Annotated in this window: 28 protein-coding genes; 13 read left to right on the forward strand and 15 right to left on the reverse strand. The window is 53.6% G+C overall.

The genetic code is table 11. The features are described from left to right. The first annotated feature begins 256 nt into the window (after positions 1-256). The 3 genes from DFK18_RS11570 to DFK18_RS11580 all read left to right on the forward strand — a co-directional run bounded on the left by DFK18_RS11570 (position 257) and on the right by DFK18_RS11580 (position 2,097). On the forward strand, positions 257-1,111 hold the full coding sequence (locus DFK18_RS11570; protein ID WP_114418421.1) for an SIR2 family protein: 855 nt from the start codon (positions 257-259) through the stop codon (positions 1,109-1,111). Beyond that, the gene (locus tag DFK18_RS11575) at positions 1,104-1,520 is read left to right on the forward strand and encodes a bacteriohemerythrin (RefSeq protein ID WP_114418422.1); all 417 of its coding nucleotides are present in this window, start codon (positions 1,104-1,106) and stop codon (positions 1,518-1,520) included. The genes DFK18_RS11570 and DFK18_RS11575 overlap by 8 nt, the downstream gene beginning before the upstream one ends. Positions 1,521-1,737: 217 nt before the next feature. Continuing rightward, entirely contained in the window at positions 1,738-2,097 is a 360-nt protein-coding gene (locus tag DFK18_RS11580; protein WP_114418423.1) for a 2Fe-2S iron-sulfur cluster-binding protein, read from the forward strand. 41 nt (positions 2,098-2,138) lie between these two features. Here the strand turns inward: DFK18_RS11580 and DFK18_RS11585 are convergent, their stop codons facing one another. Further along, positions 2,139-2,954, reverse strand: a complete 816-nt coding sequence (locus DFK18_RS11585) for a TOBE domain-containing protein (protein ID WP_114418424.1) — start codon at positions 2,952-2,954, stop codon at positions 2,139-2,141. A 390-nt stretch (positions 2,955-3,344) separates the two neighbouring features. Between DFK18_RS11585 and modA the strand changes: the two genes are divergently transcribed. From modA to modC, 3 genes are read left to right on the forward strand one after another with little or no spacing between them, the layout of a single operon-like run. Further along, a complete protein-coding gene (gene modA / locus DFK18_RS11595) occupies positions 3,345-4,109 on the forward strand; it encodes a molybdate ABC transporter substrate-binding protein (RefSeq protein WP_114418426.1) in 765 nt (254 codons plus the stop codon). Positions 4,110-4,112: 3 nt separating this feature from the next. Further along, positions 4,113-4,799: a molybdate ABC transporter permease subunit gene (gene modB, locus DFK18_RS11600; protein WP_114418427.1), complete on the forward strand. Its 687-nt coding sequence runs from the start codon at positions 4,113-4,115 to the stop codon at positions 4,797-4,799. Further along, on the forward strand, positions 4,792-5,856 hold the full coding sequence (modC, locus tag DFK18_RS11605; RefSeq protein ID WP_114418428.1) for a molybdenum ABC transporter ATP-binding protein: 1,065 nt from the start codon (positions 4,792-4,794) through the stop codon (positions 5,854-5,856). The genes modB and modC overlap by 8 nt, the downstream gene beginning before the upstream one ends. A 133-nt stretch (positions 5,857-5,989) precedes the next feature. Here the strand turns inward: modC and DFK18_RS11610 are convergent, their stop codons facing one another. Beyond that, positions 5,990-7,444: an ATP-binding protein gene (locus DFK18_RS11610; RefSeq protein ID WP_114418429.1), complete on the reverse strand. Its 1,455-nt coding sequence runs from the start codon at positions 7,442-7,444 to the stop codon at positions 5,990-5,992. 20 nt (positions 7,445-7,464) lie between these two features. Beyond that, positions 7,465-8,349 carry a LysR family transcriptional regulator gene (locus tag DFK18_RS11615; protein ID WP_114418430.1) on the reverse strand — a complete coding sequence of 295 codons (885 nt, stop codon included), beginning with the start codon at positions 8,347-8,349 and terminating at the stop codon, positions 7,465-7,467. Between the two features lie 99 nt (positions 8,350-8,448). On the opposite strand from DFK18_RS11615, the gene DFK18_RS11620 reads away from it, so the two are divergent. Further along, complete coding sequence (locus DFK18_RS11620; protein WP_114418431.1) at positions 8,449-9,645, forward strand: MFS transporter; 1,197 nt, start codon at positions 8,449-8,451, stop codon at positions 9,643-9,645. A gap of 196 nt (positions 9,646-9,841) precedes the next feature. Next, the gene (amt, locus tag DFK18_RS11625; protein ID WP_114418432.1) at positions 9,842-12,181 is read left to right on the forward strand and encodes an ammonium transporter; all 2,340 of its coding nucleotides are present in this window, start codon (positions 9,842-9,844) and stop codon (positions 12,179-12,181) included. On the opposite strand, the gene DFK18_RS11630 is transcribed toward amt, so the two are convergent. Further along, on the reverse strand, positions 12,152-12,910 hold the full coding sequence (locus tag DFK18_RS11630; protein ID WP_114418433.1) for a sulfite exporter TauE/SafE family protein: 759 nt from the start codon (positions 12,908-12,910) through the stop codon (positions 12,152-12,154). The two genes, amt and DFK18_RS11630, sit on opposite strands and share 30 nt — an antisense overlap. A gap of 101 nt (positions 12,911-13,011) precedes the next feature. Between DFK18_RS11630 and DFK18_RS11635 the strand changes: the two genes are divergently transcribed. Then, positions 13,012-13,653: an MBL fold metallo-hydrolase gene (locus DFK18_RS11635; RefSeq protein WP_114418434.1), complete on the forward strand. Its 642-nt coding sequence runs from the start codon at positions 13,012-13,014 to the stop codon at positions 13,651-13,653. 24 nt (positions 13,654-13,677) lie between these two features. On the opposite strand, the gene DFK18_RS11640 is transcribed toward DFK18_RS11635, so the two are convergent. Then, positions 13,678-14,673: a lipid A deacylase LpxR family protein gene (locus DFK18_RS11640; RefSeq protein WP_114418435.1), complete on the reverse strand. Its 996-nt coding sequence runs from the start codon at positions 14,671-14,673 to the stop codon at positions 13,678-13,680. A gap of 15 nt (positions 14,674-14,688) precedes the next feature. After that, positions 14,689-15,051, reverse strand: coding sequence for a 4a-hydroxytetrahydrobiopterin dehydratase (locus DFK18_RS11645; protein WP_114418436.1), 363 nt, complete (start codon positions 15,049-15,051; stop codon positions 14,689-14,691). A gap of 107 nt (positions 15,052-15,158) precedes the next feature. On the opposite strand from DFK18_RS11645, the gene DFK18_RS11650 reads away from it, so the two are divergent. Continuing rightward, a complete protein-coding gene (locus DFK18_RS11650) occupies positions 15,159-16,283 on the forward strand; it encodes a WD40/YVTN/BNR-like repeat-containing protein (RefSeq protein ID WP_114418437.1) in 1,125 nt (374 codons plus the stop codon). A gap of 12 nt (positions 16,284-16,295) precedes the next feature. After that, entirely contained in the window at positions 16,296-18,620 is a 2,325-nt protein-coding gene (locus DFK18_RS11655) for an efflux RND transporter permease subunit (RefSeq protein WP_114418438.1), read from the forward strand. Positions 18,621-18,747: 127 nt separating this feature from the next. On the opposite strand, the gene DFK18_RS11660 is transcribed toward DFK18_RS11655, so the two are convergent. The 3 genes from DFK18_RS11660 to DFK18_RS11670 form a co-directional block, all read right to left on the reverse strand. After that, entirely contained in the window at positions 18,748-19,647 is a 900-nt protein-coding gene (locus tag DFK18_RS11660) for a nucleotidyl transferase AbiEii/AbiGii toxin family protein (protein ID WP_114418439.1), read from the reverse strand. A 2-nt stretch (positions 19,648-19,649) separates the two neighbouring features. Continuing rightward, positions 19,650-20,414 (reverse strand): type IV toxin-antitoxin system AbiEi family antitoxin, encoded by a 765-nt coding sequence (locus DFK18_RS11665; RefSeq protein WP_114418440.1) that lies wholly within the window; start codon positions 20,412-20,414, stop codon positions 19,650-19,652. 206 nt (positions 20,415-20,620) lie between these two features. After that, a complete protein-coding gene (locus DFK18_RS11670; RefSeq protein WP_114418441.1) occupies positions 20,621-21,241 on the reverse strand; it encodes a TetR/AcrR family transcriptional regulator in 621 nt (206 codons plus the stop codon). A 94-nt stretch (positions 21,242-21,335) separates the two neighbouring features. Between DFK18_RS11670 and fabF the strand changes: the two genes are divergently transcribed. After that, positions 21,336-22,613, forward strand: a complete 1,278-nt coding sequence (gene fabF, locus DFK18_RS11675) for a beta-ketoacyl-ACP synthase II (protein ID WP_114418442.1) — start codon at positions 21,336-21,338, stop codon at positions 22,611-22,613. A 26-nt stretch (positions 22,614-22,639) separates the two neighbouring features. Here fabF and DFK18_RS11680 read toward each other — a convergent pair whose 3' ends face one another. The 5 genes from DFK18_RS11680 to DFK18_RS14505 form a co-directional block, all read right to left on the reverse strand. Continuing rightward, positions 22,640-23,509: a DMT family transporter gene (locus DFK18_RS11680; RefSeq protein WP_114418443.1), complete on the reverse strand. Its 870-nt coding sequence runs from the start codon at positions 23,507-23,509 to the stop codon at positions 22,640-22,642. 415 nt (positions 23,510-23,924) lie between these two features. After that, the gene (locus tag DFK18_RS11685; protein ID WP_114418444.1) at positions 23,925-24,458 is read right to left on the reverse strand and encodes a macro domain-containing protein; all 534 of its coding nucleotides are present in this window, start codon (positions 24,456-24,458) and stop codon (positions 23,925-23,927) included. A 179-nt stretch (positions 24,459-24,637) separates the two neighbouring features. Then, positions 24,638-25,024, reverse strand: a complete 387-nt coding sequence (locus tag DFK18_RS11690; protein WP_114418445.1) for a tautomerase family protein — start codon at positions 25,022-25,024, stop codon at positions 24,638-24,640. A 97-nt stretch (positions 25,025-25,121) separates the two neighbouring features. Beyond that, a complete protein-coding gene (locus DFK18_RS11695; protein WP_114418446.1) occupies positions 25,122-25,478 on the reverse strand; it encodes a winged helix-turn-helix transcriptional regulator in 357 nt (118 codons plus the stop codon). A 138-nt stretch (positions 25,479-25,616) separates the two neighbouring features. Then, positions 25,617-25,772, reverse strand: coding sequence for a hypothetical protein (locus tag DFK18_RS14505; RefSeq protein ID WP_162299767.1), 156 nt, complete (start codon positions 25,770-25,772; stop codon positions 25,617-25,619). Between DFK18_RS14505 and DFK18_RS11700 the strand changes: the two genes are divergently transcribed. Continuing rightward, positions 25,698-26,048 carry a GFA family protein gene (locus DFK18_RS11700; protein ID WP_114418447.1) on the forward strand — a complete coding sequence of 117 codons (351 nt, stop codon included), beginning with the start codon at positions 25,698-25,700 and terminating at the stop codon, positions 26,046-26,048. The genes DFK18_RS14505 and DFK18_RS11700 overlap by 75 nt on opposite strands. A 29-nt stretch (positions 26,049-26,077) precedes the next feature. Here DFK18_RS11700 and DFK18_RS11705 read toward each other — a convergent pair whose 3' ends face one another. Further along, entirely contained in the window at positions 26,078-26,428 is a 351-nt protein-coding gene (locus DFK18_RS11705) for a LysR substrate-binding domain-containing protein (protein ID WP_162299770.1), read from the reverse strand. Positions 26,429-26,642 lie beyond the last annotated feature (214 nt).

Consider the following 26,642-nt stretch of genomic DNA (forward strand, 5'->3'; position numbering starts at 1 on the left):
GGTACACAAGTTTTAAGGTACAAGTGGCGAAGCCTTCTCCGCCGCTACTTAGGTAATGGCAAGGCACGTGCCAGCCTTCAAAAAATCTTTAATCAACTGTTTTTAAAAGACTTTTATAAAAACCCTAGGTTTTGTGTGGGCGTACAGGAGGCGACAAACAAAATTTCCTTGTCGTACTGACGACAACAACCCCTGCGTGGCATGGGAATTGCTCTGACCCTTAAGACTTTTTTCTAGCTAAAGCAGGAGTAAAAGCATGACTCAGCCATTACCGACCAGCCTGTTGGAAGCCTGGGATGCCGGGCGCTGCGTGCCAGTTCTCGGACATCAGGCTCTGGAAGGCATCACCGACAAGGACGGCAATGCCATGCCTGCAGACAGCGACAGCCTGATCATTGCCATGAATCAGGGCCGCCCCATGGCACCCAAACTGATGTATGAATTTCCCCGCGCTGCCATGAATATCGAACTCAAGCGCGGTAGAAAGGCCGTCACCCGCTTTCTGGATACCACCTATCGCGACACGGAATGGAGCCAGTCAGACCTGCATCAAAAAATCAGTCAGGCAGGCCTGGACTATGTAATAGATTTGAACCGGGATACCCAGATACAAGACCACTGGCAAAAAACGCCTCACCTGTTGGTGGTCGGCGTGGCCCGCATCGGGGGTGGCACTGAACGCTATCGTCTTTTCCAGCATGATGGTCAGAGTTACCAGGCGGTTGATCTGGAAAACGCTGATTCCAGCCTGCCCATCCTGTTCAAGCCTGTGGGGACACCTCTGCCCGAATCTCTCTACGTGGCCTCGGATGCCGACTATGTCGACTACCTGACAGAGCTGATGGGTGGCTTTGGCATGCCACCTTTTCTCAAGCAGAAACGTAAAGGCATGCAGTATCTGCTGCTGGGTCTGAGACTGGATCGGGATACACCCAGAATGTTGATCAATGACATTGTTTATGATGCCGGTAATCCGGCAGGATGGGCCTGTATTGAAGATCCCACCCCCAAGGAAGCCAAGTTTCTGGAACGTCAGGGGTTTGAAATTCTCAACCTGAACCACGATGATTGTCTCAACGCCCTGTTAGCCGAGGTCTCTGCCCATGCCTGATATCACGCCCACTTTGAGATTACAGCACTATGATTTACCAGCCATGGACAAGGCTCATCATCTGTTCACTGCCCTGCTGGGCGCCTTGCCACTGGTTTCCAGAACGGCTTTGCCCTGCCTGCTGAACAATCTGGTGATGAATGTACGCGAGCATTTTGATCAGGAAGAACGCTTTATGCTGGCCACCCAGTATGCCGGTTACGATGCCCATCGCAGCCAGCACCAGCAGCTGATTTCCCTGCTGACCCACTACCAGCATCAGTTGGAATTGGGTGAAGATCTGGACCCTCTGGAGTTGCACATGCAGCTTTGCAGCTGGCAGGACGAGCACCAGCAATCCTGGGATGACCCCCTGGCACATCACCTGCGCCATGCTACCTGCTGGAAACCCGCCTCAGAAGTTGCTTAATCACCTCAAAACCTCTGTCGGGTTTGTAGCAAAAAAGACTACAAGCCCGACAAAAGGTCGCCTTAGCGACAAAGCTTTTTTATCTCTCCACCTCCCTCGCCGCCTAAACCCTGAAGATCAAAGGGTTATTATCAAAGCACTGGTACAGTTATTGCCCTAGCTCTCTCGGCTATCCCTGGAGGAAAGCCCTAATAATCCGATGAGAGGAGCAGAAACTATGGCAAAAGTAACTTTTAAAAGTAGTCTGCATCAGGACAAAACCACCTACGCGGTGGCTGGAAGTCATAAGCAAACCATTCTGCAAATGGCCAAGGAAAATCATATTCCCATTGATTTTGGCTGCCAGAATGGCGAGTGTGGAACCTGCATGGTCAAGGTGACCAACCTGGAAGAAAACACCCCCATGGGTGGTCCCTTGAACCCACGGGAAACTGCTGTACTCAAGGAAATGGGTAAAATCGACCAGGATCAGATTGACCAGATGCTGGTGGATGACCTGCCACCCGCTCCCTGGCGTCTGGCCTGCCAGATGATTCTGCGCGATGAAGACGTACTCATCGAGTACCCCAGTGAGTAAGTGATCCGTGCAACCGCATCCACGGATGCGGTTGTTGGCTTTCAGTCACAAGCCACCAGGATCACCTGCTCGGCATCAAAACAGGCGCAGGCCTGCTCACCGATCTCGATTCCCTCACTGTCACCAGCCGCGATCACCGCCACCAGCGTCAGCCCCCCCGGCAAAGCCAGCTCCACCTCCAGCTGTTCCTCTTGCGGTGTTCTGGCCACCACTTCGCCCCAAAGCTGGTTGGCATAGCCCTGTATAACCGTCTGCTGAGTCGTCACCTTCAGCCCTGCCGCCTTGAAGAGTGCGAAATATTCACGTCCGAGTGATAACTGCAACTGCTCGGCACTGGCCTGGGTGATCAGACAAACCAGCTCCTGGCCTTCGCAGAGCTGCAGATTAACCTGATAATTCAGCCCCCTGGCTCTGAGTGCCACCACCGAACCGATAAACTGATTCCGTGCACTGGCCCGCATGGACAGGCGTCGCATCAGTTGTTGGAACTCACCCAAGCTCCCCTGTTCCAGTCCATTCATGCCCTCCAGCATGCGTTTCAGGGTCGCCTGATATTCGCCTTCCAGTGCCCGGTAAAGGGAAACCATCCGTCGCCCGTAATCCGTTAGCTGCGTCCCACCGCCACGTCTTCCCCCGGCAGTCTTTTCTACCAGGGGTTGAGGCGAAGTGTTATTGAGCAGATCTATGGCCTCCCAGGCCGCCTTGTAGGATAGAGGTACCGCCTTGGCTGCCTGATTGATCGAACCCAGACGATCGATTGCTTCCAGCAGCTGAATACGACTATCGGAAAGCGCAGCACCGGCCGAGTTTTCCAACTGCAGACGACTGACAAAACTTTCATTAAACGAGGGAAGCATGCGATTTCTCCAATGTCGGGAAGCCCGGGTCACCAGCAACCACTGAATGACTTTCCAGTCGGGCTATTACTACCAGGCTACAGCGAAATCCATGCCATCCCTTCTTTCGGCTTTTAGCCCTTGTCAGTGACTTCTTCAGGCAAAAACCTCTGCCGGCTTGCAACAAACACCAACAAATTGTCGCAAAACCAACCTGAATGGTAGCGACCACCACCCCCTGGCCCTAGTAAAAAAGGCAGCGTTATATAGCCATGGAAATAATAAAAACCGGAAATGGCATGCTCCTTGCCAAATTCAACCTGCCAGGCACTAGCAGCTTCTGCTGAAAGGCCTCTATCCCGATAGCCGGTTGCTCTGCCTGCGGCCATTTAATCGATAAGGAGATACACCATGAAAAAAGTTTTTTTAACGCTGGTTGCGATTCTATTCGTCGCTACAACAGCTCAGGCTAAGGAAATACGCGTAGCCGTTGCTGCCAATTTTAATGGCACCCTGGAACAACTGGCCGAGCTCTATCAGGACACCAGCGGTCATCAACTGGTGATTAGCTCGGGATCGACCGGTTCCCTGTTTGCCCAGATTCAGAATGGCGCTCCCTTTGATGTTTTCTTTGCTGCTGATTCCCGCCGCCCCCAGGCACTGGTGGCCGATGGTCTGGCCCTGTCAGAATCCCTTTTCACCTATGCCCAGGGTGTGGTTGTGCTCTGGTCGGCCGATCCCAATCAAATCCAGGACGCAAGTGCCAGCCTGACCCAAGGTGACTACCAGTACCTGGCTCTGGCCAATCCGCGTAATGCTCCCTATGGTGCAGCGGCCCAACAGGTGCTTGAAGGTCTGGGCATCTGGGAGCAACTGGAAGCCGAGCAGCGACTTCTGCGTGGGCAGAATATCGGCCAGACCTACAGCCAGGTTGCTTCCCAGGCTGCACCCTTAGGCTTTGTTGCCCTGTCGCAAATCAAACATCCGCAAGTGGATGGCCAGGGTTCCTGGTGGCTGCCTCCAACCGACAGCTATGATCCCATCGTGCAGCAGGCTGTGATTCTTGAAACAGCCGAAGACCCGCAACTGGCTGCAGAATTCATGGCATTTATTCGCTCTCCCCAAGCAGCAGCCATCATCCGCGCTGCCGGTTATACCCCCGGTGAAGGAAATTAAGCCATGCTCCTTGCGCCCAGTGATTTAACAGCCTTGGGAGTGACCCTGAAGTTGGCCGTCACCAGCACCTTCTTTTTATTGCTGCTGTCGATGCCACTGGCCTGGTGGCTGGCCCAGAGCCAGAGCCGTTTCAAGGTTCTGGTGGAAGCTCTTGTTGCCTTACCGCTGGTTCTACCTCCCACGGTCATGGGCTTTTATCTGCTGGTTCTTTTAGGACCCAAGGGAGCACTGGGCGGACTGCTGGAATCCCTGGGCATCGGCCATCTGGCCTTTACTTTCACCGGCCTGGTTCTTGGGTCCATGCTCTTCTCCCTGCCCTTTGTCGTCCAGCCTTTGCAAAATGCCTTTGCTGCCGCCGGAGGGCGGGTACTGGAAGCAGCGGCCAGTCTACGCGCCTCGCCTTTGGATCGTTTTTTCACCGTGGTGCTGCCGCTATCACGTCGGGGCCTGCTTACCGCCTGCGTACTGTCATTTGCTCATACCCTGGGTGAGTTCGGCATGCTCCTGATGATTGGCGGTAATATTCCCGGTCGCACCCAGGTGGCCTCGATTGCCATCTACGATCATGTCGAAGCCATGGATTACGCTGCAGCCCATCAGCTATCCCTGGTTCTGGTCGCGGCCTCTTTTATCCTATTGATGCTGGTATTTGCGCTGAATCGGCGTTTTCAGGGGGTGAACCTTGCTTGATCTCGATTTTCAACTCCAACGGGGCGAATTTCGCCTGCAAGCCCGATTGCAACTGCCCACTCGCGGAGTCACTGCCCTCTTTGGTCGCTCCGGGTCGGGAAAAACCACCCTCTTACGCTGCCTGGCAGGACTGGAAAGAATTGAAGACGGCTACCTGAAATTCAATAGCCAGGTCTGGCAACAGGGACGCTATTTTGTCCCTCTGCACCAGCGCCCCCTGGGCTATGTCTTTCAGGAAGCCAGTCTCTTTCCCCACCTGAGTGTGCGCAAAAATCTCCTCTATGGTTATCAACGCACGGCTAAAAGTGAGCGCAAACTCCACCCCGAGGAAGTGACCCGCCTCCTGGGGCTGGAAGCCCTGCTCGATCACTGGCCTGCCCAATTATCCGGCGGCCAGCGCCAGCGGGTAGCCCTGGGGCGATCTCTATTGACCAGCCCCCGGCTGTTGCTGATGGATGAACCCCTGGCCTCACTGGATACCACCAGCAAGGCGGAAATCCTCCCGTTTCTGGAAAGGCTCAAGGAAGAACTGGAAATCCCCATCATCTATGTCAGCCATGCTCTGGAGGAAGTAACCCGCCTGGCCGATCATCTGGTGGTGCTGGATCAGGGCCGGGTTTTGGCCCAGGGCCCCCTGCAGGAACTACTCACCCACCCCGAATTACCCTTTACCCAAACTCAGGAAGCATCCAGCGTACTGGAAGCCCAGGTGAGAGAGGCGGATGCCGGAGAAGGCATGACTGCCTTGGAGGTGGAAGGTCAAACCCTGTTGATCAGCCGTTGTGGATTAAATGAGGGGCAAAAAACACGGGTAAGACTGCTGGCTCGGGATGTGGTCCTGGCACTAAAACCGCCCGAAGCCATCAGTCTGCTTAACTGCCTGGAAACCCGGATTGTGGATATCCAATCCGATCCCAATCCCAGCCAGCTCCTGGTGCGCCTGCAAATGGGGCAACAGACTTTGCTGGCCCGGGTATCCCGGCGTTCGGTTCAGCGTCTGCCGCTGGGCCCGGGGATGAAAACCTTTGCCTTGATTAAAGGCGTTGCAGTTGACTAAGAGTGCTCGTTGGTAAGATCAAAACACGATCAAGAAAAAGTTATCCAAATTAAATCCTATATCGTTGTTTATAAAGAACTTCCATTAATCTCTCTGTCAAAAAACCTATAAGAATCAAAACACGATCAAGAAATCAGGCCCACCAGGGCACATAACCCGCCCTGGGGTGTTCAGGGTCAGCTTCACGAATCAATTCTGATTCTTTTGCTTTTTTGATAACGGTTGAAGCCTGAGCAGCATTACGGCTTTCAATACCAAAGCGCTCACAAAGGGTGGCATTTTTCATCCGCTCGCCACTCAGGAACTTGAGTACAGCATGATGATAGCAGGCACGAACCCGTTCCTCTGGAGTCATCTGAGCAAAAGTACGGGGACCATAAAGCACCACTTGCATTGCAGAGGCTTCCTCCCGAAACAAGGGAGGTGGCAACTGATACAATTCAATTGAAGCGATTACTTTATCCAGACCACTGCCCTGTTCTTCACACATTCCCATGCGTCGCATCAAGGCTGCTAAAGCCTCATTTCGGGAACGTGGTGGCAGATCTATCATTCTCTCAGCAGGCACCAGGGGTTTACCCGGATTGGTGATTTCCATACGATCCCGAAACACTTCCACCTGTGGCCCGGCACCGGTAATCGTCATGTCCTGATGGATCAGCGCATTGGCAATCACCTCACGAACTGCAATCGTGGGGAATAAGGGCTCTTCAGTTCTCAAAGCCAGATCAATATGTTCATTCTTGGGCAGAATATCCTTGATGTACTCGATCAAGCCCTCAAAACCAACCGCATAGCCTTTTTTACCTTCCACACGATGGCTGACCTGAGCCGCCTTGTTTTTACCTGCGTAGGCAATAAAGCGAACAGCCTTGCGCGCCAATGAATTACTGAACAGAGTCAAATCATGGGCGAAAAGAATCGCCCCCAGGTTGGTGATATTCCAATACTCACCCACATCCTTTTGAATCAGACGCTCGGCTTCCAGCTTGTCAAAAATCCCCTGTCGGTTATCAGGAAGTGGCTGTTGGGTCAGTTTGAAGTAGCTGCTGTAATCTAACAGGCTCAGCACTTCATCACCACTGACGTACTGGCGTGCCAGAGCATGCTCCCAGGTGTAAGGTCGTAATCGTTCAATCAGCTGTTGGTAACGTTCGGGGTAATCCGTTAGTTTGGGCATGGCACTGCCAATACGAATGTAGGGTATATTCTTGAAAGCAACAGGAGACGAGGTGGCTGCCGGAATTTCCAGTATTACCACCAGACCCTCTGGGTGCTCCACCCGACGAAACTCAAAAGCGATACTGGGTTGCAGTTGCCTTGCCAGCCAGAAAGCCAGTTCCTGACTATGGGCTTTCTGGATATCTGGGTTAAAACGAGTTCCCACGACGGCTGCCCTGGAGTCATCAATACCCCAGAGCATATACGCACAATCCTTACCGGCAAGACGAGCTGCATTGGCCAGGGCGGAAGTTCGCACCCCCAGCATATCTGGCTCAAAGTTATCTTTCTTGAACTCTAGCCAATCGGTTTCTACACCCGGAGCTAGTAACTGATTAATCAGATCAATATCACGCTGGGGATTCACACCATCACCTTTGTTCGTTTTTAATCCGCCGCAACTTCGGCGTGCTCCAGCAGGAAGTCGACAAAGGCACGGTCGGCAATGGATTGATAGGCCCCTTTCTTCCAGGCAATGGACATGTTCAAAAAGACTCTTTCCTTGAAGGGAACAGCGACCAGATCGGGTTCATCCTTGAGCACCATTTTCAGGAAGACGGTAATCCCGAAACCCTGGCGGACGATGGATTTGGTCAGGGGAATCAGATTGGATTCAAAAGCCACCCTCGGTGTGAGATTGCATTCTTCACAAACCCGATCGATGAATTCGCGATGGAAATAGCCTTCCTTGAAAAGAACCAGTTCTTCCTGCAGGAAATCCTCATAGGAAACAGCATCCAGCTCGGCAAAGGGATGGTCGTGAGGCACACAAACCACCATTTCTTCACGCAAAAAAGGAACCGCTTCCAGATCATTGGGAATCCGGTCAGCGACGATCACGCCCACATCCAGAGTGCCTTCACGAATTTTCTTCTGGATACTGCGGGTGCCATCTTCAAAAACAGCAAGATTCAGGTTCTGGTGGCGATGTTTGAAGGCCATCAGAATCGGCGGGAAGTAATAGGAGCCCAGCATGCTGGGAATACCTATCCGCACTTCGCCCTTGGTCAGTCCCCTGGCTTCGTTCAAGGCCAGTTCAGCCGCTTCGGTTTCATCCAGAATGCGACGTGCATGGGTCAGTAACAAGGCCCCTTCAGCGGTGGGTTTAACCCTTTTCTCACCGCGATCCAGCAGGGAGAGGCCCAGCTGTTTTTCCATATTACGGATGGACATGCTGACTGCCGGCTGAGCCACGCCCAGGCGTTCAGCGGCCAGCGTAAAGCTGCCTAAGTCAGCAACAGCAACCAGATAGCGTAGAGGACGAATATCCATAACATGGCCTTATTTTCAGAATCAACAAGATATATTTTGCTTATTTTAAAGCAAAACGTAAAGTCTGCTGCTCACTCATCTTGATATTGATTGGACTCCATGATCGAAGAAAGTACGCCAGCCTTCTGGCGAGCCACCCTGGCCTTGTGCTGTGGCTCCTTCATGATCTTCAGCAACCTCTATGTCACCCAGCCTTTGCAGCCCGAACTTCAGGCCTACTTCGGGATTACCACCCTGCAGGCCAACCTGCCGCTGGCCATCGCGACCCTGATGCTGGGTTTATCCCTGCTCGTCTATGGTCCGCTATCCGATGCTCTGGGCAGAAGCAGCATCATGCTGATCACCATGACCGGGGTGGTGCTGACGACCCTGGTGCTGGCTTTCGCCCCTGATTTTACCAGCCTGGTGTATCTGCGTGGGCTCCAGGGGTTTCTACTCGGCGGTCTGCCGGCCGTTGCCCTGGCCTACATGGGCGATGAGTTCAGTAAAAGAGCCATGGCCCTGGCCGTGGGCCTTTATATCAGCGGCAACACCCTGGGCGGTATTTGTGGTCGTCTGTTTTCCGGTTTTATTGCCGACAGCTTTGATTGGCGCGCCAGTTTTCTGGCAGCCAGCATGATCTCTCTGGTCTGCCTGGTGATTTTCTGGTGGGCCCTGCCCGCTTCTCGCCAGTTTAAACCCAAGACGCCTTCTATACAAAAAATGTTCAGGGATTTAACAGGACATCTACGCAACCCTCTGCTGGTGGCCGCTTATCTCTTGGGTGGTTTGAACTTTTTTATCTTTATCAATCAATACAGCTATGTCAGCTATCTGCTTGCTGGTGACCCCTGGTTACTGAGCAGCAGTTTTATCGGCCTTTTGTTTTTAACCTATTTAAGCGGCACCCTGGCCGCCTCAGTATCCGGACGCCTGGCCAGCCACCTGCCCCAACCCTTGTGCATGGCCTTGGGCGTAGGCTTGCTGATTATCGGCAGTCTGGTGCTTCTGGTGCCCCACTTGCTTGCCCTGCTGACGGGGCTGTTGATCAACAGTTTTGGTTTTTTCTACTGTCATTCGCACCTGTCCGGCTGGGTCAGTCGTCAGGCTCATCAAGCGCGTGCCAGTGCCAACAGCCTCTATCTGGTCTTCTATTACCTGGGGGCAAGTACAGGCGGTTTTTATCTGGATCTTTTCTGGAGTCGCTGGCATTGGTCGGGGGTCATTGCCGGATCACTGCTGGTATTGATGATCACCCTGGGCTTAAGCCTCTGGCTATGGCGACAGGACCCCAGATCCTTAAACCAGCTCAGCTAAAGGCCTGCAAGCAATCTGGAAGAAACCCTACTTTTTGTAGTGTTTTGTTGGATTGATGCCAAGCCAATCAAATCAGGGACCCCAATATTCTCTTCATCAAGTCATTTTTATTTATATAAAAAATCAATAAAGCGCTGTTTGGCACCCCTATTGCTTTGAGGCCTGAAAAAACAAACCTCACAGGAAGGGAACTCGCATGAAACCGCTCAGTGTTTTGGTGATTCTGCTCACTCTTTGGCCCACCGCAGCCTTGGCCAATTCATTTGCTGATCTTCAGGGTAAGCTGGATATTATCTGGATTGCTGCGGGCATCAGCCTGGTGCTTTTTATGCAAGCCGGTTTTACCGGGCTGGAATCCGGGCTGGTCAGGGCCAAGAACAGCATCAATGTGGCCATCAAGAATGTCACCGACCTTATCTTTTCCATTGCCGGTTTCTGGATTCTGGGCTTCGGTTTGATGTTCGGCTCTTCCACCTGGGGTTTGTTTGGGGTGGACAGCTTCATGCTACAAGGCAATGACGAACCCTTTGGATTGATTTTCTTCGCCTTTCAGGCGGTTTTTGCAGGCACCGCCGTTACCATCATGTCCGGTGCCGTGGCGGAAAGGGTAAAGTTTCACGCCTACCTGATCGTCGCCGTGGTCATTGGCGGTTTGATTTATCCGGTGGTCGGCCACTGGATCTGGGGCGGGGCTTACCTGCCGGGTGAGAACGGCTGGCTGGCCGAACGCGGTTTTATGGATTTTGCCGGTTCAACGGTGGTGCATTCGGTTGGTGGCTGGATGGGACTGGCCGGTATCCTGGTATTAGGTGCCCGTATCGGGCGTTTTGATAGCGAAGGCAAACCCCGAGATATTCCCGGCTGCAATGTCGCCATCGCCTCCATCGGTGTTTTGATCCTCTGGTTCGGCTGGTTCGGTTTTAATGGCGGCAGCACCCTGGAAGCCTCCAGTGATATCCCCGGCATCCTGTTGAACACCCTGCTGGCTGGTGCCTTTGGTGGGGTTGCTGTTTTCTTTGTGTCCATGATGATTCACCGGGTTCCCGTCGTCGAGCGTATTCTTAACGGTATTCTCGCCGGTCTGGTCGGGGTAACAGCCGGTGCCAATGTACTCACGCCAACCGGAGCCGTGATTATCGGGATTACCAGCGGTGTTCTGGTTTATGCCTGTGAGTGGCTGCTGCTGTATATTTTCAAGCTGGATGACCCTGTAGGCGCTGTTGCCGCTCATGGTTTCGGGGGAGCCTGGGGCACCCTGGCTTTGGCTTTTCTCGCCCCGGCGGAAAATCTGGCGACAGGCAGCCATGGCAGTCAATTCCTGATCCAGCTGATCGGTGTGGCAGCCACCTTTGGCTGGACCTTTATCATGGGGCTGGGCGTTTTTTACCTGCTCAAAAAACTGGGTAACCTTAGAGTACCACCTGATCAGGAACTCAAGGGTCTGAATATTTCCGAACACGGTGCCCACATGGCCTGGTTGGACACCATGGAAACCATTCGCGAAATCGTCAACAAGGGGGATCTGTCCAAGCGGGTGGAGATTGAAATCGGTACTGAAATGGGTGAAGTCGCCCAGAGTTTTAACCAGCTTCTGGATGAACTGGAAGATAAGGCCAAGCTGGCCAGGGCCGTTTCCCAGGGCAATCTTTCTCGCAGCATCCAACCCAAAAGCGACGAAGACCACCTGGGCCATGCCATCGCCGACATGGTGACCAATCTCAGCCAAGTGGTGAACCAGGTCAAGCTGGCCGCTGGCAATATCCATGAATATGCCGAATATCTGGGCAGCTCCAGCACCCAACTGAGTCAGGCCAGTAGCGCCCTCTCCTCCAGTGTTCACGATTTTCATCACAACATCGACCAGACCTGTGATGCAGCTCGCGAGATGCAGAACAATGCCGAGCAGGGCAGCCAGTTTATCGACAAGGGCATTGCCAATATGGACAGTGTCAGTGAAGCCCTCAGCAGGATGCTGGGCACCATTAACCGTCTGGATCAAAGCTCACAGAATATCAGCCATATTATCCAGACCATCAGTGAAGTCTCGGATCAAACCAATCTTCTGGCACTGAATGCAGCGATTGAAGCAGCACGTGCCGGAGAGCATGAACGCGGCTTTGCCGTGGTCGCCGACGAGGTGAGAAGCCTGGCCGAACGCACCCTGCAAGCGACCCGACAAATCATATCCTTGGTGGAAGTCATCACCCAGGATACCGCCGAGGCCGTCGCCTCCAGCCACCAGAGTGAACACCTGACCCAACAGGTGACCCAGGTATCCGGCCAGACCTTTGATGCCATCGGTAAAATCCGCCATTCAGCCGAACAGGTTCTGGGACGCATGCAGGAGATTGCAGACAGCATCAACCTTCAGTCCACTCACAGCGAACAATCCGCCGAGTCCGCCGAACAGATCAGCCGGATTGCCCAGAAGCTGCTAAGCCATGCTGACCAACTGACCTCCAGTATTCACTTCTTCTCGGTGAAGGAATCGGCAAGCCTGACAGGCTCAGCTAAAAGCCTGCCAGATCAGGCGTAAAGCCAGCAGCGTCAACAGCAGATTAAAAAAGCGGGCGAAGTTTTGGTTACTCTGGCGCGCCAGAAACTTCAGCCCCGCCCAGGTGCCCAGCGCGCCAGCTGCAATCATCAGGGCCAAGAGTCCCAGCCAGTCGGCAAAAACAAAACCGGCTGAACCGAAAATCACCGCCTTGGGCAGATGCTGCAGACTCATGGAGGCTGCAAAGTTGGCCACGGTGCGAAAGCGATCGCCCTGGTGCTGTTGCTTGACAAAGGCTGCCACCAGTGGCCCGGTTGCTCCCACAAACATACTGATAAAAGTGGTCAGGGCTGCCGCCAAAAAACTGCCCACCCGGCCCAGCGCCAGCGGTGGCACCTTGGGCCCCCAGCAAAGAAACAGGATAAAACCGGCAATACCTAGCTGCAGCCACTGCATGGGCAGTTGCACCAGAAACAGGCTGGCCAGCCAGGCTCCCACAAGTACTCCCGGAAAAAAAGCCGCCAGGCGCTTCCAATCCAGATGCTTCCAGGTCATCAGGGTGCGATTGGCATTGGAGCCCAACTGCACCATGCCGTGCAGTGGAATGATGGCCGCAGGGGGGACCAGCAGGGCCATGATCGCCAACAGCAGTACCCCGCCCCCGACTCCTAGCGCAGCAGTGACACCCGAGGTCAAACCGGCCGCCAGGATCAATAGCAGAGAAATTTCCGTAGACAGCTGTTCCGGCAGCCAGGCAGTTAAAAATTCCATACCCGTATCCTGTCTGGTAGAAGCAGTCACCCACCTGCTTCAGTGTTGAAAAGGCAGCATGTTATCCTGATCTGCAAGAAATCTTGTCCTTGGAGCCAGAAATGCTGAAATACGAAATTATACCCGTAACCCCCTTTGCCCAGAATGCCACTCTGGTCTGGTGCGATCAGACGAAAGAAGCGGCCATTATCGATGCCGGTGGAGAAGTCGATCGCCTGCTGGAAGCCGTGGAAAAACATGGCCTTAAATTGACCCAGCTACTCCTGACCCATGGCCATATCGATCATGCTGGCGGCGTGACCCAGCTGAAAGAGCGGACCGGCGTTAAAATTATCGGTCCACACAAGGAAGATGAATTCTGGCTACAGGGCTTGGGCGAGCAGAGCCGCATGTTTGCCTTTCCCGAAGCGCGTCCGGTCACCCCGGACCAGTGGCTGGAAGAAGGTGATCGGGTCAGCATCGGCCAAAGCGAACTCCAGGTTTTCCATTGCCCCGGCCATACACCCGGCCATGTCGTCTTCTACGATGCCGACAACCAGCTTCTGCAAGTGGGTGATGTCCTCTTTGCCGGTGGCATAGGCCGTACCGACTTCCCCAAGAGTGACGGCCCTGCCCTGATCCGCTCGATCAAGGAAAAGCTTTTCACCCTGGATGATGACGTCCGCTTTATTCCCGGACACGGCCCCATGTCGAATTTGGGCGAAGAAAAACGCAGCAACCCCTTTGTCGGAGCCCGTGCTTAAATCAGCATTGAGTGGAAGTACTTGTTAAAGGCTGAGGGAGAAATTCAGTGCCCCAAAAAAATCACCTTCTCCCTGGCCATCAAACTCGGGCGTGCGATACACACTGGTAAAGCTCACCCGCACCCGCTGGTAAATCAAGGCTGCTCCGGCAAAAGCCGAACCCACCTGGTTTTTCCGATCCACACTCGGGCCGGAACGCTGCAGGGAGCCATCCAGAAAGAGATTGTAGGCCACCTGACGTACCTCAGCGCCGGTAAACAGATACCAGTTCCAGGGCGTGCCCCGGGAAAAATAACTGGAACCGGGATAGTTGGGCTGCATCATGGGTGGGCCGTAGTCCAGACGCAGGTTATCCCCCCAACGCAGAAGGACTCCGGCTGAAGCCTGGGTATAGGGGCTACCCAGAGCCACGCTGACCAGAGGGGAGACTTCCACCTCACGGCCTTCGCCAGCCGGATAATAGTGCATCCATTTATAGAAATACTGCAGATTTAAGGTCGGCTCATTACCCAACTGGTGCTCCCAGCCTTCGGGGTCGGGTGAGCCGATCAGGGTGTGAATACTTTTTTGCGCCAGTTCCGCACCTGAATCCGGCCCGACATGACCCAGGGTCAACTGGATTTTCTGGCCTTCCTGACGATCCGTCGAGCGATTTACAGGCTTGTGCAACAGGGAATAGCTGACATAGACATAACCTGCCCAGGGGCGATCCTCTGGCTGGTCATCGGCCACCTCGATATCGGCTGGAGTAAAGATGGCCTGACCCAGGCCCCATTCCGAAGCCAGTTCACCGCCTCCCCGAGCTTCGGGAAAAAACACCTTGCCCCAGTCCGGTGGAGGCGATGCCGGCATGTAATTGAGCTGGGTGCCGTGGGTGTAGTGGCGGTCCACGCCCAGGACACCATCATTTTCAATTTGCAGACTGAGATAGCCGCCCTGAGCCAGGACCCAACTCGGGAAGAGGAGCAGCAAAAGAGTCGCAAGACCCTGCCAGCAACCCGAAAAACTTTTTTGCTTCACTCCTGCCCCTTAAAATCAATTAATGCGAAAGCTGGAGTATACCTCATCACTTCGGGCGGCCAGAATAAAATCATTCAAATGCAATCCATCTATTTTATGAGTCCACCAGTGCAGGGTCACCTTCCCCCATTCAGTGACAATCAGAGGATGATGATTGGCCTCTTCAGCCACCTCCCCCACCTTGACGGTAAAATCCAGCGCGGCAGAGAAATCCGGAAATGCATAAACTCTTTGCAGGCGTTTGGCACCTTCCACCTCGGTGACTGACCAGTCCGGCAATTCTTTAAGCTGTTTTTCCAGCTCTCTGCCCTCGACAGGGGGTGCATCCTCGCGACAGGCTTCACACTGCATAGCTGCCAAAGATGTTTCGGTGTTCATGATCCACCTCCTGATAACCAATGATTTTAAACGAGCGTTTGTCTGAACATCAAATTTAGTGCTAAAGTTAGCCACAGGCTTGAGCATAACAATAAAGGAGCAAGTCCATGCGGCTGTTACTTGGCTTTCCTGTTTTCAGTCTAGTCATCTTTTTGATTCTTGGGACTCTTCCCCTGACCCCAGTGGCGGCGGAGGAAACCCTTCTGCGTCCTGCACTGGAATCTGACAAGGCAAAATCCAGTTTGTTGCTGGATATCACCTCGGCAGGCGAACGTCTGGTCGCCGTGGGTGAGCGTGGCCATATCCTTTACCGTGATCCTGGCCAGGACTGGCAGCAGGCCCAGGTGCCGGTGATTGCCCAGCTAACAGGTGTCGACTTTGCGACCCCTCAGATCGGCTTTGCCGTGGGGCACGAAGGTCTGATTCTGCGCAGCCGCGATGCCGGTGCCCACTGGGAAATCGTGCATCATGAACTCCAGGCCGGTCCAGAAAGAGCCCAGGCTCGTATCCCGGAAATGGAAGAGCGCATCGCTGCAGCCGAAGAAGACGCAACCACCGACCCCGACCGGCTGGATGATCTCTACATGCAGCTGGATAACCTCTATTTTCAGGCTGAAGCCGAAGAAGTTCCCCCGCTACTGGATGTTCTCTTTATCAGTGAGCAGGAAGGCTTTGCCGTGGGTGGCTATGGCCTCTTTTTGACCACACGCGATGGTGGCGACACCTGGACCTCCCTGAGTCAGGCTCTGCCCAACCCCGAAGCCTTTCACAACAACGCCCTGGCCCAGGATAGCCAAGGCCGCCTGTTTATTGCCGGGGAAAGAGGCCGCCTCTATGTTTCCAGCGATGGCGGCCAAACCTGGGAAACCCGCAATCCCGGCTATTCCGGCTCCTTTTTCGGACTCTTTACCACCAGCGACCAGGGCTTGGTCGTGACCGGCTTGCGCGGCCATCTCTTTATCACCCGCGATGCCGGGGAAAACTGGCAGGCGCTGGAGCACCCGGGCGAACAAACCCTGAATGGTGGCCTGCCCCTGGAGGATGGACGCTTACTGGTGGTTGGCCAGAATGGCGAATACCTGCTCGGTCAACCCCAAGCCCTGCAAACCTTGAGTCTGACTGGCCGCTCATCTCTGGTGGCCGTGGCCCGCCAGAGAAATGAAATCATTGCCGTGGGTCGTGGTGGTTTTCATCGCCTGACACCCCTGCCAGCGCCAGCAGAAAGCCGTTAAAGGAAGCCGAACATGAATACCCAGACCCCTAACCAGGCTCCCTGGATCGAAAATCTATTCTTTGCCCACCGTCCTCTGTGGCTGGTGTTTTTTCTTATCATGACGCTCTTTCTGGGTTCTCAGGCCCTCAAGGTGGAACCCGAAGCCAGTTTCGAAAAACTCATCCCCCTCTCGCACCCCTACATTGAAAACTTCATGGACCGGCGCGAGGACCTGAGTGGTCTGGGTAATGCCGTGCGTATTGCCGTGACCGTCAAGGATGAAGACGAGGACATCTTTACCCCCGAATACATGCAGCGCCTGCAGGAAGTCTATAATCAGGTGCGCTACCTGCCCGGTGTGGATCAGGCAGCCGTACGCTCTCTCTGGGACCCGGCTGTGCGCTGGACCCAGGTCACTGAAGAAGGCTTTGAAGGCGGCACGGTCATCCCCGATACCTATGACGGCAGCCCGCAAAGCCTCGAGCGCCTACGCCAGAACCTGCTTAAATCCGGTCAGGTCGGCATTCTCGTGGCCAACAACTTCCGTTCCACTATCGTTCTGGCACCCCTGGTTGCTGAAGTCGATGGCGAACCCCTGGATTACCAGGCCTTTTCTGCCGAACTGGAAGAGCTGCGTGCCCAGTTCAGTGACGAGGACTTTGGTGTCCGCATTATCGGCTTTGCCAAGCTGATCGGGGATCTGATTGACGGGGCCACCCAGGTTGCCGTTTTCTTCCTGATTGCCCTGGCGATTACCTTTATCCTGCTGTTCCTCTATTCACGCTGCTTTAAAAGCTCGATCATTCCGCTGGTCTGTTCGGTGGTCGCAGTCATCTGGCAGCTGGGTATGCTGCGTTTGATGGGCTACGGGCTGGACCCCTACTCCATGCTGGTGCCCTTTTTGGTCTTTGCCATCGCTGTCTCCCACGGGGTGCAGGTGATCAACGCCATGGCCATCGAAGCGTCTCACGGCCACGATCGCATGACCGCTGCGCGGCTGGCTTTCCGGGGTCTTTACATTGCCGGGATACTGGCACTGGTTTCCGATGCCATCGGTTTCACCACCCTGCTGTTTATCGATATCCAGGTGATCCGAGAGCTGGCCATAGCGGCGGCTCTGGGGGTTGCGGTCATCATCCTGACCAATCTGGTGCTCCTGCCCCTGGTGATGTCCTACCTGGGCGTGGGCAAAACCAGCGTGATTCGTGCCGAACGCAAGCGCCAGGAGGTATCTCCTGTCTGGCACCGCTTGTCCTTCTTTACCCATGCCCGCGTTGCGCCCTGGTCGCTGCTGGCGGCAGTACTCCTGGGTGTATTGGGTTTTGTCGGCAGTGCCGACCTCAAGATCGGCGATCTTGATGAAGGCGCGCCCGAGCTGCGCCCGGATTCGCGCTACAACCAGGATAATGCCTACGTCACCCGCAACTATGCCACCAGTGCCGATGTACTGGTGGTCATGGTGGAAACCCCGGAGCAGGGCTGCGTCAGCTATGAAGCCCTGGAAGCCGTGGATCGTCTGGAATGGCAGATGCAAAACACCTCCGGTGTTCAGGGCACGGTGTCCCCGGCCTATGTCGCCAAGCGGGTGATTGCCGGTTTCAACGAAGGCAACCTCAAATGGGAAGCCCTGTCGCGTAACCAGTATGTCCTCAACCAGGCCATGAGTAACCTGCCTGCAGGCATGATCAACAACCGCTGTGATCTGCTACCGGTTATCCTCTATCTGGAAGACCACAAGGCAGCAACCCTGGCCGAAGTCACCCAGGCGGTGGAAGACTTTGCCGAAGCCAATAACTCCGAGGCCGCCCGCTTCCTGCTGGCTGCCGGTAGCGCCGGTATCGAAGCGGCTACCAACGAGGAAATTGCCCGCGCCCAGACCTTTATGCTGATTTTTGTCTATGCCGTGGTGGCCGGACTGGTTCTGATCACCTTCCGCTCCTGGCGGGCTGTGGTCTGCATCGTAGCACCCCTGGGGCTGACTTCGATTCTATGTCAGGCTCTCATGGCCCAACTGGGTATAGGCGTCAAGGTGGCTACCCTGCCAGTTATTGCCCTGGGGGTCGGTATCGGTGTGGATTACGGCATCTACATCTATTCGCGCCTGCGCCAATACCTGCGTGAGGGTGAAAACCTGCAGGATGCCTACTACCACACCCTGAGATCCACCGGTAAGGCCGTCAGCTTCACCGGCCTGACCCTGGCGATCGGCGTGGGCACCTGGGTCTTTTCTCCCATCAAGTTCCAGGCGGATATGGGTATCCTGCTGACCTTCATGTTCCTCTGGAACATGGTCGGAGCCCTGTGGCTACTGCCTGCTTTTGCCAGATACCTGATCAAGGACCCTGACAAAGCCTGATCCAGTCAGAACCACCCAACAAAAACGCCGGCTTCTTAACCGGCGTTTTTTTATGGACAAATCAAGAGAAAAAGAGAGGTTGGTAGTCACTTACCTTGGCTGGTGATAACTGCATCTGGTACAGCTATCAGGATTCAAGCAGCCGATCCAGAGCTCTAAGCTGCCGAGCATACTCGTCCGGCTTGGCCGTTTTAAACTTCTTCAAATTCAATAGCTTCCACTTTACTGACGGAAACCTCTGATAGGCATAAATCGACCAATCCGGTTCCAAACGGTTAACACTCAACAAGAAAGCCTTATCCTGATCCTTGAGGCAGGATCTAACTCGCCTGATTAGTTCCAGCCGCGTGGATTCCAACTCTTGATAAGTGAAGGCGATAGAGCTCATCCCTTCGAATTGGTGTGCAAATGCAGCTCGCTGATCAATTAAATTGGGATCAAGTAGTTCGTGGGTGGGGCGGCTCGAACAAATCAGGCTATAAACCAGACCAGATTTGATCTCATCGCCGAGACCTTCATTGTCCAGCAGTAATTTAACATCGAACACATCCCTGGGATGCTGACGATCGAGTGCTGCGCATATTTTTCCGCCATAAAGTTGGGCCAGGGGAACGACCGGCATGACACAAAAGGCATCGAAAGTTTCCTGAGCCTCATCACAAAGCGGTCTTTTTTCAACCTCGCCCAGTAGACCCCGCGCCAGGCTATTCACTTCGATCTTGATATTAACGCCCTTTTCATCCAAAAGGAGTTTGCAGGCCTTTTCCTGATGCTGAATGCGGATCGACGAGCGCAAAATCTCAATCCGTTGCTTTATACCCAGTAAACCCTCACGAATTGCTGCCAGAGCTTCATCACGGTCATTCAACTCAACATAAGTCAGATCGATATCCACCGATAGTCGAGGCATAGAACGCACAAACAGGTTGATTGCTGTACCACCATGCATTGCAAAGCAAGTTTCTTTAGCCACTTCCGGCAAGACATCCAACAGCAATTGGACTTGCGTTTTATAAGCCTCTTTCATAGCTATTCTGCCAACTCCCTGGGTACTGTAATCCGGTATTTGGAAACATAGACCCCCTTGGCTGTGATAACACGCTTTCCAGACCCTAGATCGACTTTATCCAACTGGAGGTAGTCGACCCAAGCATGTCCGGCTTTCTCAGCCAAATAGAGAAACAAACGTTTTACCTTGATGGATCGACAAGTCTCCAGCAGCTTTTGCACACTGGCCGGGCGAAGATTATTCAGGCCCTCCATCAGCTCAAACACTTCAACCAACGGCTGCGCTCCAGGTACCAGATAGAGACATTCCAGCACTGCCCTGGCTGGCGAGGATATCCTGATCTTAAAACCCTTATGCTTGAAATCGACCAATCCCAAATCGGGAGGCAAAAAAGAACTCAGCTTGCAATCGAGTGTCACCCCCCAGGCATGCTTTTTAAACCAGAGTGGCAAGTTATCCTCCACTCCGCCAAACAGCTGTATCTTCTTGGTAGCCAACTCCAGGTAATGCGCTTTGCCCTGTAGCGACAGGGCTGTTTTTCCAGCCGGATGTACACTTAAACCCAGTTGGGTTTGCAGCGCATAGATACCCCCCAGGTAATCAACCTGATCACCATGACGAACCAAAGCGCCGGTGCCGATAGAGTCAAACCACTGGCTTCGCCTGTAGCGCTTCTGTAAATCAAGACTGTAGCCCTGATCAGCAAGCCATGACGAAGTCAGCACTACGCCCGGAGGTTGAGTGCTAAGCAAATGGTTTATTTTTGATTGATTGTAGGTACTCATAGTACCAATATATTATTTTTTTCGAACCTAGCCAACCAAAGAGTTTATATTATTCTTTATCAGGGTACTGAAAGTACCCGGAAATATAATTTTTTAAACCTGAACCCTGACCAGAAGGATTGGCATGGGAGTAGGACTAGCCAACAAAAACGCCGGTTTCTTAACCGGCGTTTTTTTATGGGCGAACCAAGGGGGAAGAAAATAAGTCAGTGGTCACTGACTCTGACAGGTGATAACTGCATCTGTGCCAATATCTGGGTCTGCGCCACCCGCAGCAGCTCATGGCGTTCTTCGTCATCAGGCAGCATCCGGGCCAGGGTCACAGCGCCCACCAGCGAAGCCAGGATGGCGCGAGCCCGGTCACGAATCAGGGCCGAGGAAACCTCCAACTTTTGCAGGCGACTCAAAGCCTTGAGGCGTCTTTCCAAGAGGTGACGCAAATCTTCGTAGGAGCTTTGCAACAAGGGACGGATTTTTTCATTGTCATTACCCACCTCATTGAACAGGAGGGTCTCGGGGCCGGGGCCCGGCTCGGCCTGTTGGCGCAGATTCCAGTAGTTGCTAGCCAGGGCGATCAGCTTTTTGATCGGCAGGGGGGCTTTGACCAGACGCGAGCGGCCACTTTCCTTGAGCAGCTCCAGAAAAGAAGCCGAATAGAGGGATTCCTTGGATTCAAAATGCGCATAGAAGGCCCCGTGAGTCATGCGGGCTTCCTTCATGATCTGGCTGATGGACACCTTTTTAAAACCATAGCGGGCAAACAGCTCCATGGCTGATTGCAGTATCCGCGACCGCGAGCGGGTTTTATGGTCCTTGGCGTAGGGCATAGGGGGCCTTCTTTCCTCGCTGAATATTACCTTGATCATATGGTGCTGACGATTAGCATGGCCTGCAACTCCATCAACAAGACGAGGTAAGTCCATGAATTCGCCAATCGTAATTACTGGAATGGGAATGATCAGTCCTCTGGGTTGCGGTGTCAATCGCGTCTGGCAACGCCTGCTGGCCGGACAATCCGGTCTGGGTCGCATAGACCGCTTCGATGTCGATAACTTTCCCGTCAAACTGGCCGGTCTGGTGCCTTCTTCTGAGGAAGACCCCGAAGGCGGTTTTGATCCTGCCCAGGTCACGGATGCCAAGGAACGCAAAAAGCTGGATCTGTTTACCCTCTATGCGCTGGCTGCTGCTGAAGAAGCCCTCCAGCAGGCAGGCTGGAAACCCGATAATCTGGAAGACCAGGAAGCCACAGCCACGCTGATCGGCACGGGTATCGGCGGTTTCCCCACCATTACCCAGGCCCAGAAAACCCTGGATAGCCGTGGTCATCGGCGGCTTTCGCCCTTCACCGTCCCCGCCTTTCTGGCCAACCTGGCTGCCGGTCAGGTTTCCATCCGCTATGGCTTCAAGGGGCCGTTGGGCTGCCCGGTTACCGCCTGTGCTGCCGGTGTTCAGGCCATCGGTGATGGCATGCGTCTGCTGCGCACTGGCGAAGCCAAGGTCGCTTTGGTCGGTGGCACTGAAGCCTGTGTTGATCCCCTGTCCCTGGCCAGTTTCAATGCCATGAAGGCACTTTCCACCCAGGCTGAAGATCCGGCCACGGCATCCCGCCCCTTTGATGCCAGCCGCGATGGCTTTGTCATGGGTGAGGGTGCAGGCCTGCTGGTCATCGAAACCCTGGATCATGCCCTGGCCCGAGGTGCCCAGCCCCTGGCCGTCCTCAGTGGCTATGGCACCAGCAGTGATGCCCACCATATTACCTCCGGCCCGGAAGATGGTTCCGGCGCAGCCCAGGCCATCCAACGAGCCCTCAAGCAATCGGGCTTAAAGACCAGCGACATCCAGTACATCAATGCCCATGCCACCTCCACGCCGGTGGGTGACAAGGCCGAGGTCGCCAGTCTGCGCCGGGTCTTTGCACAAGACCTGCCTCAGATTCCCGTTTCCTCGACCAAATCAGCTACGGGGCATCTGCTCGGCGCTGCAGGCGGGGTGGAAAGCATCTTCACGGCTCAGGCCGTAATCCATCAACAACTGCCACCCACACTCAACCTGCAGACCCCGGATGAACCCCTGCAGGATCTCGACCTGGTGCCTTTAAAAGCCCGCGAACATGCAGTCGAGCATGCCCTCTGCAACGGCTTCGGTTTTGGGGGCGTCAACGCCAGTCTGTTGGTCAGCCGTTATCAGCAGACATCCTGATCCAACCACGGGAGGCTGCGGCCTCCCTAGCTGCTGGACGTCACACTTAACCCCGTCACGGCCAGTAGAATCATGCCCATACCGATTAGCTGTTGAGTCGCCAGACTTTCATCCAGCACCCACACCCCGAACAAGGAAGCCGTCACCGGCTCCACCATCGCCAGCATGGCCGCTACCGCCGGGGCTGTTGCCCTGAGGCCGAGAATATAAATCATGAAGGAAAGGCCACCGCCCAGAATGCCCAGGCCCAAAAAGACCACCCAGTACGACGAATGCAGGGCAATAACCAGCTGATTTTTATCCGCTGGCCAGAAGAGCACCAACAACAGAACCAAGAGTGCAATCGACAGGCTTGAAGCCGAACTGCCGTAAAAGGACGCGTATTTAAACGCGAAAATACAAAGCGCGTAGGAAACCCCGGATAAAAGCCCGGCTACCAGCCCCACCAGACTGACCGCACTGGCGTTAAGATCATAAACCTGGGTTAACAGCAGTATCCCCAGCAGAATAATCACCAGAGCCACCAGCTTGCCAAGAGTTGGTTTTTCCAGCTTGAGCGCAAAAGACACCAGAAGCACAAAAACCGGCGCGCAATACATCAGGGTTGCGGCTATTGCCACCCGCCCCTCGGCAATACTGATAAAGTAAAAGGCAAAGTTACCGGCCACACCCAGGCCAGCCACAGCCGACCAGATCCACAAGCGTCGACTACCCAGATTGGCATGGCGATGATTAAACGCCAGCCAACCCAGCACAAAAAACAAGCCGATCGCCCCGCGATAAAAAGACACCACAAAGGCATCCCAGCCCCCGGCAATCAAAAGCGCACCCAGACCCCCGGAGACACCCCAACAAAAAGCAGCCAACCCCACCAGCGAAGAACTGATTCCGACCATTGAAACCACCTGCAGACCGGAAAATTCAGACTACGGTCTGAAGGTGGTGCAGGACTGCTCTCTCTTCAACAACCAGAAGTTCAAAAGTTATTCAAAAAGTAAGTCTTCACTTGTTTAGCCAGCAACTAGGGAGCCTCTGATCAACGTCACGAGCGCAGGTCAGGGCTGAATTCATTCCTGATAAATTCCAGCACTTCCTACATCCATGTAGGTCGCCAGCGAAATTGGCCGAGAAAGCGGAGTTTACATAAAGTAAATGAGCATTTTGAGGTCAATTTCAACGCAGGATAATCAAGCGCAATAGTTAATCAGCGGTTTCTTAATGCCTGTAAGGTGGTAGATAGCCTCCCTCTCTTCAACAACCAGAAGTTCAAAAGTTATTCAAAAAGTAAGTCTTCACTCGGTCAGCCAGCAACTAGCCCTCTAATCCAAAAGCCGTTTCATGAACCTCAACGTCGGACGGCTTAAACAGCACAAAGCGGATATGTCGGACTGAAGACAACTGGGGCACCTTCTCGGCAATCGCCTTGAAAGCCACCTGGGCCGCCGCTTGCATGGGGTAGCCAAAAGCCCCTGTGGACAGGGCCGGAAAAGCAATCGAAGTCGCCTGATGATCATCAGCCACCTGCAGGGCATTTTGATAACAGTCCGCCAGCAGTTGATCACTGGGTTGATCCACTTCGTAAACCGGGCCAAGACAATGCACCACCCAGGCATTGGGCAACTGAAAAGCTGGCGTAATGACCGCCTCTCCCGGTTTGATGGGAGCCAGAGGACGACAGGCCTCATCCAATTCTGGTCCTGCAGCCCGATGAATGGCACCGGCCACCCCGCCACCGGTTCGCAGTTGGGCATTGGCCGCATTGACGATTGCCTGCATATCCGCCTGCTGGGTTATATCCCCCTGCACGGCTTCCAGAAGGATGCCTTCAAGATTGCGTTGACTCATAAACCCCTCATCGCAAAAATTATCTGCCTGAAATGAAAATGGCTGATCATTTGAGTGTAACAAGGGGCAAGAGGATTTGAAGTGGAGGGAAAACCAGACAGCAGGGGTGAGTAGGACCATAAACCCCTGACCAGTTAAAGAACCTGCTGGGCAAGGGACACGACCTCAACCAGTAAAACCTAAACCCGAACCGAATACTTTAAATCCCTGGCTTCATCGCCCGTCATGCCCCTGAATCCCCAGCAGTGGGCAGGCTGTTCGTGAATCGTGATTTCCACATCCACGGGGTCGATATTCAGCTCTGTTTGCATCCGCTGAAAGATATCCTTGATCAGAGCTTTTTTAGTGGCCTCAGTGCGCCCTTGCATCATGTTGATTTCAATGACGGTATAGGCCGGTGAGCGTCCACCCGGATAGTAAAAATCCTCAGCTTGCAGGGGGATAAAACGATGGGCGCGCTTGTCTTCGGGCATCCCCAGACAGCTTTGCATGGAGGCATGGAGTAAATCCGACAGACGCGCCTTGATGGGATTCAGTTGTTCCTGGATACCGTAGATAATCAGCATGGGAGCGTCCTTTCTTTAGCGGTGCTTTCCTTAGTGTTTTCCAGATTAACCAGCCCTGGGGGCTAGTGCAAGCTGCCAATTTTTTTCAAAAGGTCATTTAAAGCTCGTATTTTTCCGTCCAGCTTCTCAGTTCTTCAAGAATTTTCAGGGTGCTGAATCCCAGCCCGGTCAATTCATAGGTGACAGCAATGGGTCGATCACTCAATACCTTTCGAACCACCAGCTCACGCGCTTCCAGTTCTTTAAGCCTTTGATCAATCATCTTCTTGCTGGCACCACCCAGCATCCGAGCCAAATCATTGAAACGTACCGGCCCGTCTTTGAGATGGTAAATCACTGAAGCTGTCCATTTTCCACCCAGAATGCGCATGCCTCGCTCGATGGCACAGGGCTCCATGCAGGCATCAACGACTGTTTTACGTCCAGATGCATCGGTTTCAACACGACTATCCATTATAACTTCCCAGCCAGAACAAGGTTACCAAAAGTATACTGGTTGAATTATATCGCCTAAGAGCAATAATAAACCAGAAGAGCTGATAGCTTGCAGGAAATAACCTTCCTGAAGTTGATCGCCCCTAACCAAGAATCCTTATTCTTTAACCTTCAGCAGGTCATTAACATGAGTGAATAAAATCAGGTGCACTGCGATTGCGGTGCTGTTGAAGTCAGCATGACAGGCGCTCCCAAAGTTCATGCCTACTGCCATTGCGAAGATTGCCGCAATCTGCTCCAGGTACCCTTTCATTCCGTTCTAGCCTGGGATCCTGAAAAGGTACGCATAACACGAGGGGAAAACTTCACAAGATCCTTTCAACACCCGCAAAAGAAAATGACACGGGTGTTTTGTACCCAGTGCGGCGAAGTACTCTATAACACCAATGCCATGGAGTGGAAGCTGGTTTCCCAGCTATTGGTACGTAAAACCCACAACGACCAACTGCCAGAAAGCTACCAGCCCAGCGCCCATTTCTTTTACGACCGGAGAATTCTGGATATTGAGGATGGTTTACCCAAGAAATAGGCTTGCGACCGGGGTAGAACCCATGAGTTTTACCCGGTAGAAGGGTATTTTTCTTCAACATCAACTGCATAAACACCAAAGGCTTGCTTAAACATTTTTATTAGCAAACTTACTTTGGGTGATAATTCCGCGCCCCTTAAAGCCACCAAATTCAATGCTTGCTTAGATAACACTTCATCCGCCAAGACCTGCACCACTGAATGACGTCGTATCAAATGCCTGACATCTACTGCCGGAAGGAAGCCAATTCCGCCCCCGCTGGCAGTCATTTCCGAAAGCAGATGTAAATCATCTGACTTGATCACCTTATCAATATATTGTTCTATCGCCGGAGCATTAAATTTATTGGTAAGCCACAGGGTCCTTGGTGATGGTGGCAAAACCGGCGATGGATTGGATGTCCATGGAATCCTCCTTGATTGATGTAATTAAAAGCTAATCCCAGTCTGAAGGGTAAACAAGACCTTTTAGGGAGCCTCTGATCAACGTGATGAGCGCAGGTTAGGGCTGAATTCATTCCTGATAAATTCCAGCACTTCCTACATCCGTGTAGGTCGCCAGCGAAATTGAACGAAAAAGCGGAGTTTACAAGTA

Source organism: Marinospirillum perlucidum (genome assembly GCF_003336805.1).
In the GTDB taxonomy this organism is placed as follows: domain Bacteria; phylum Pseudomonadota; class Gammaproteobacteria; order Pseudomonadales; family Halomonadaceae; genus Marinospirillum; species Marinospirillum perlucidum.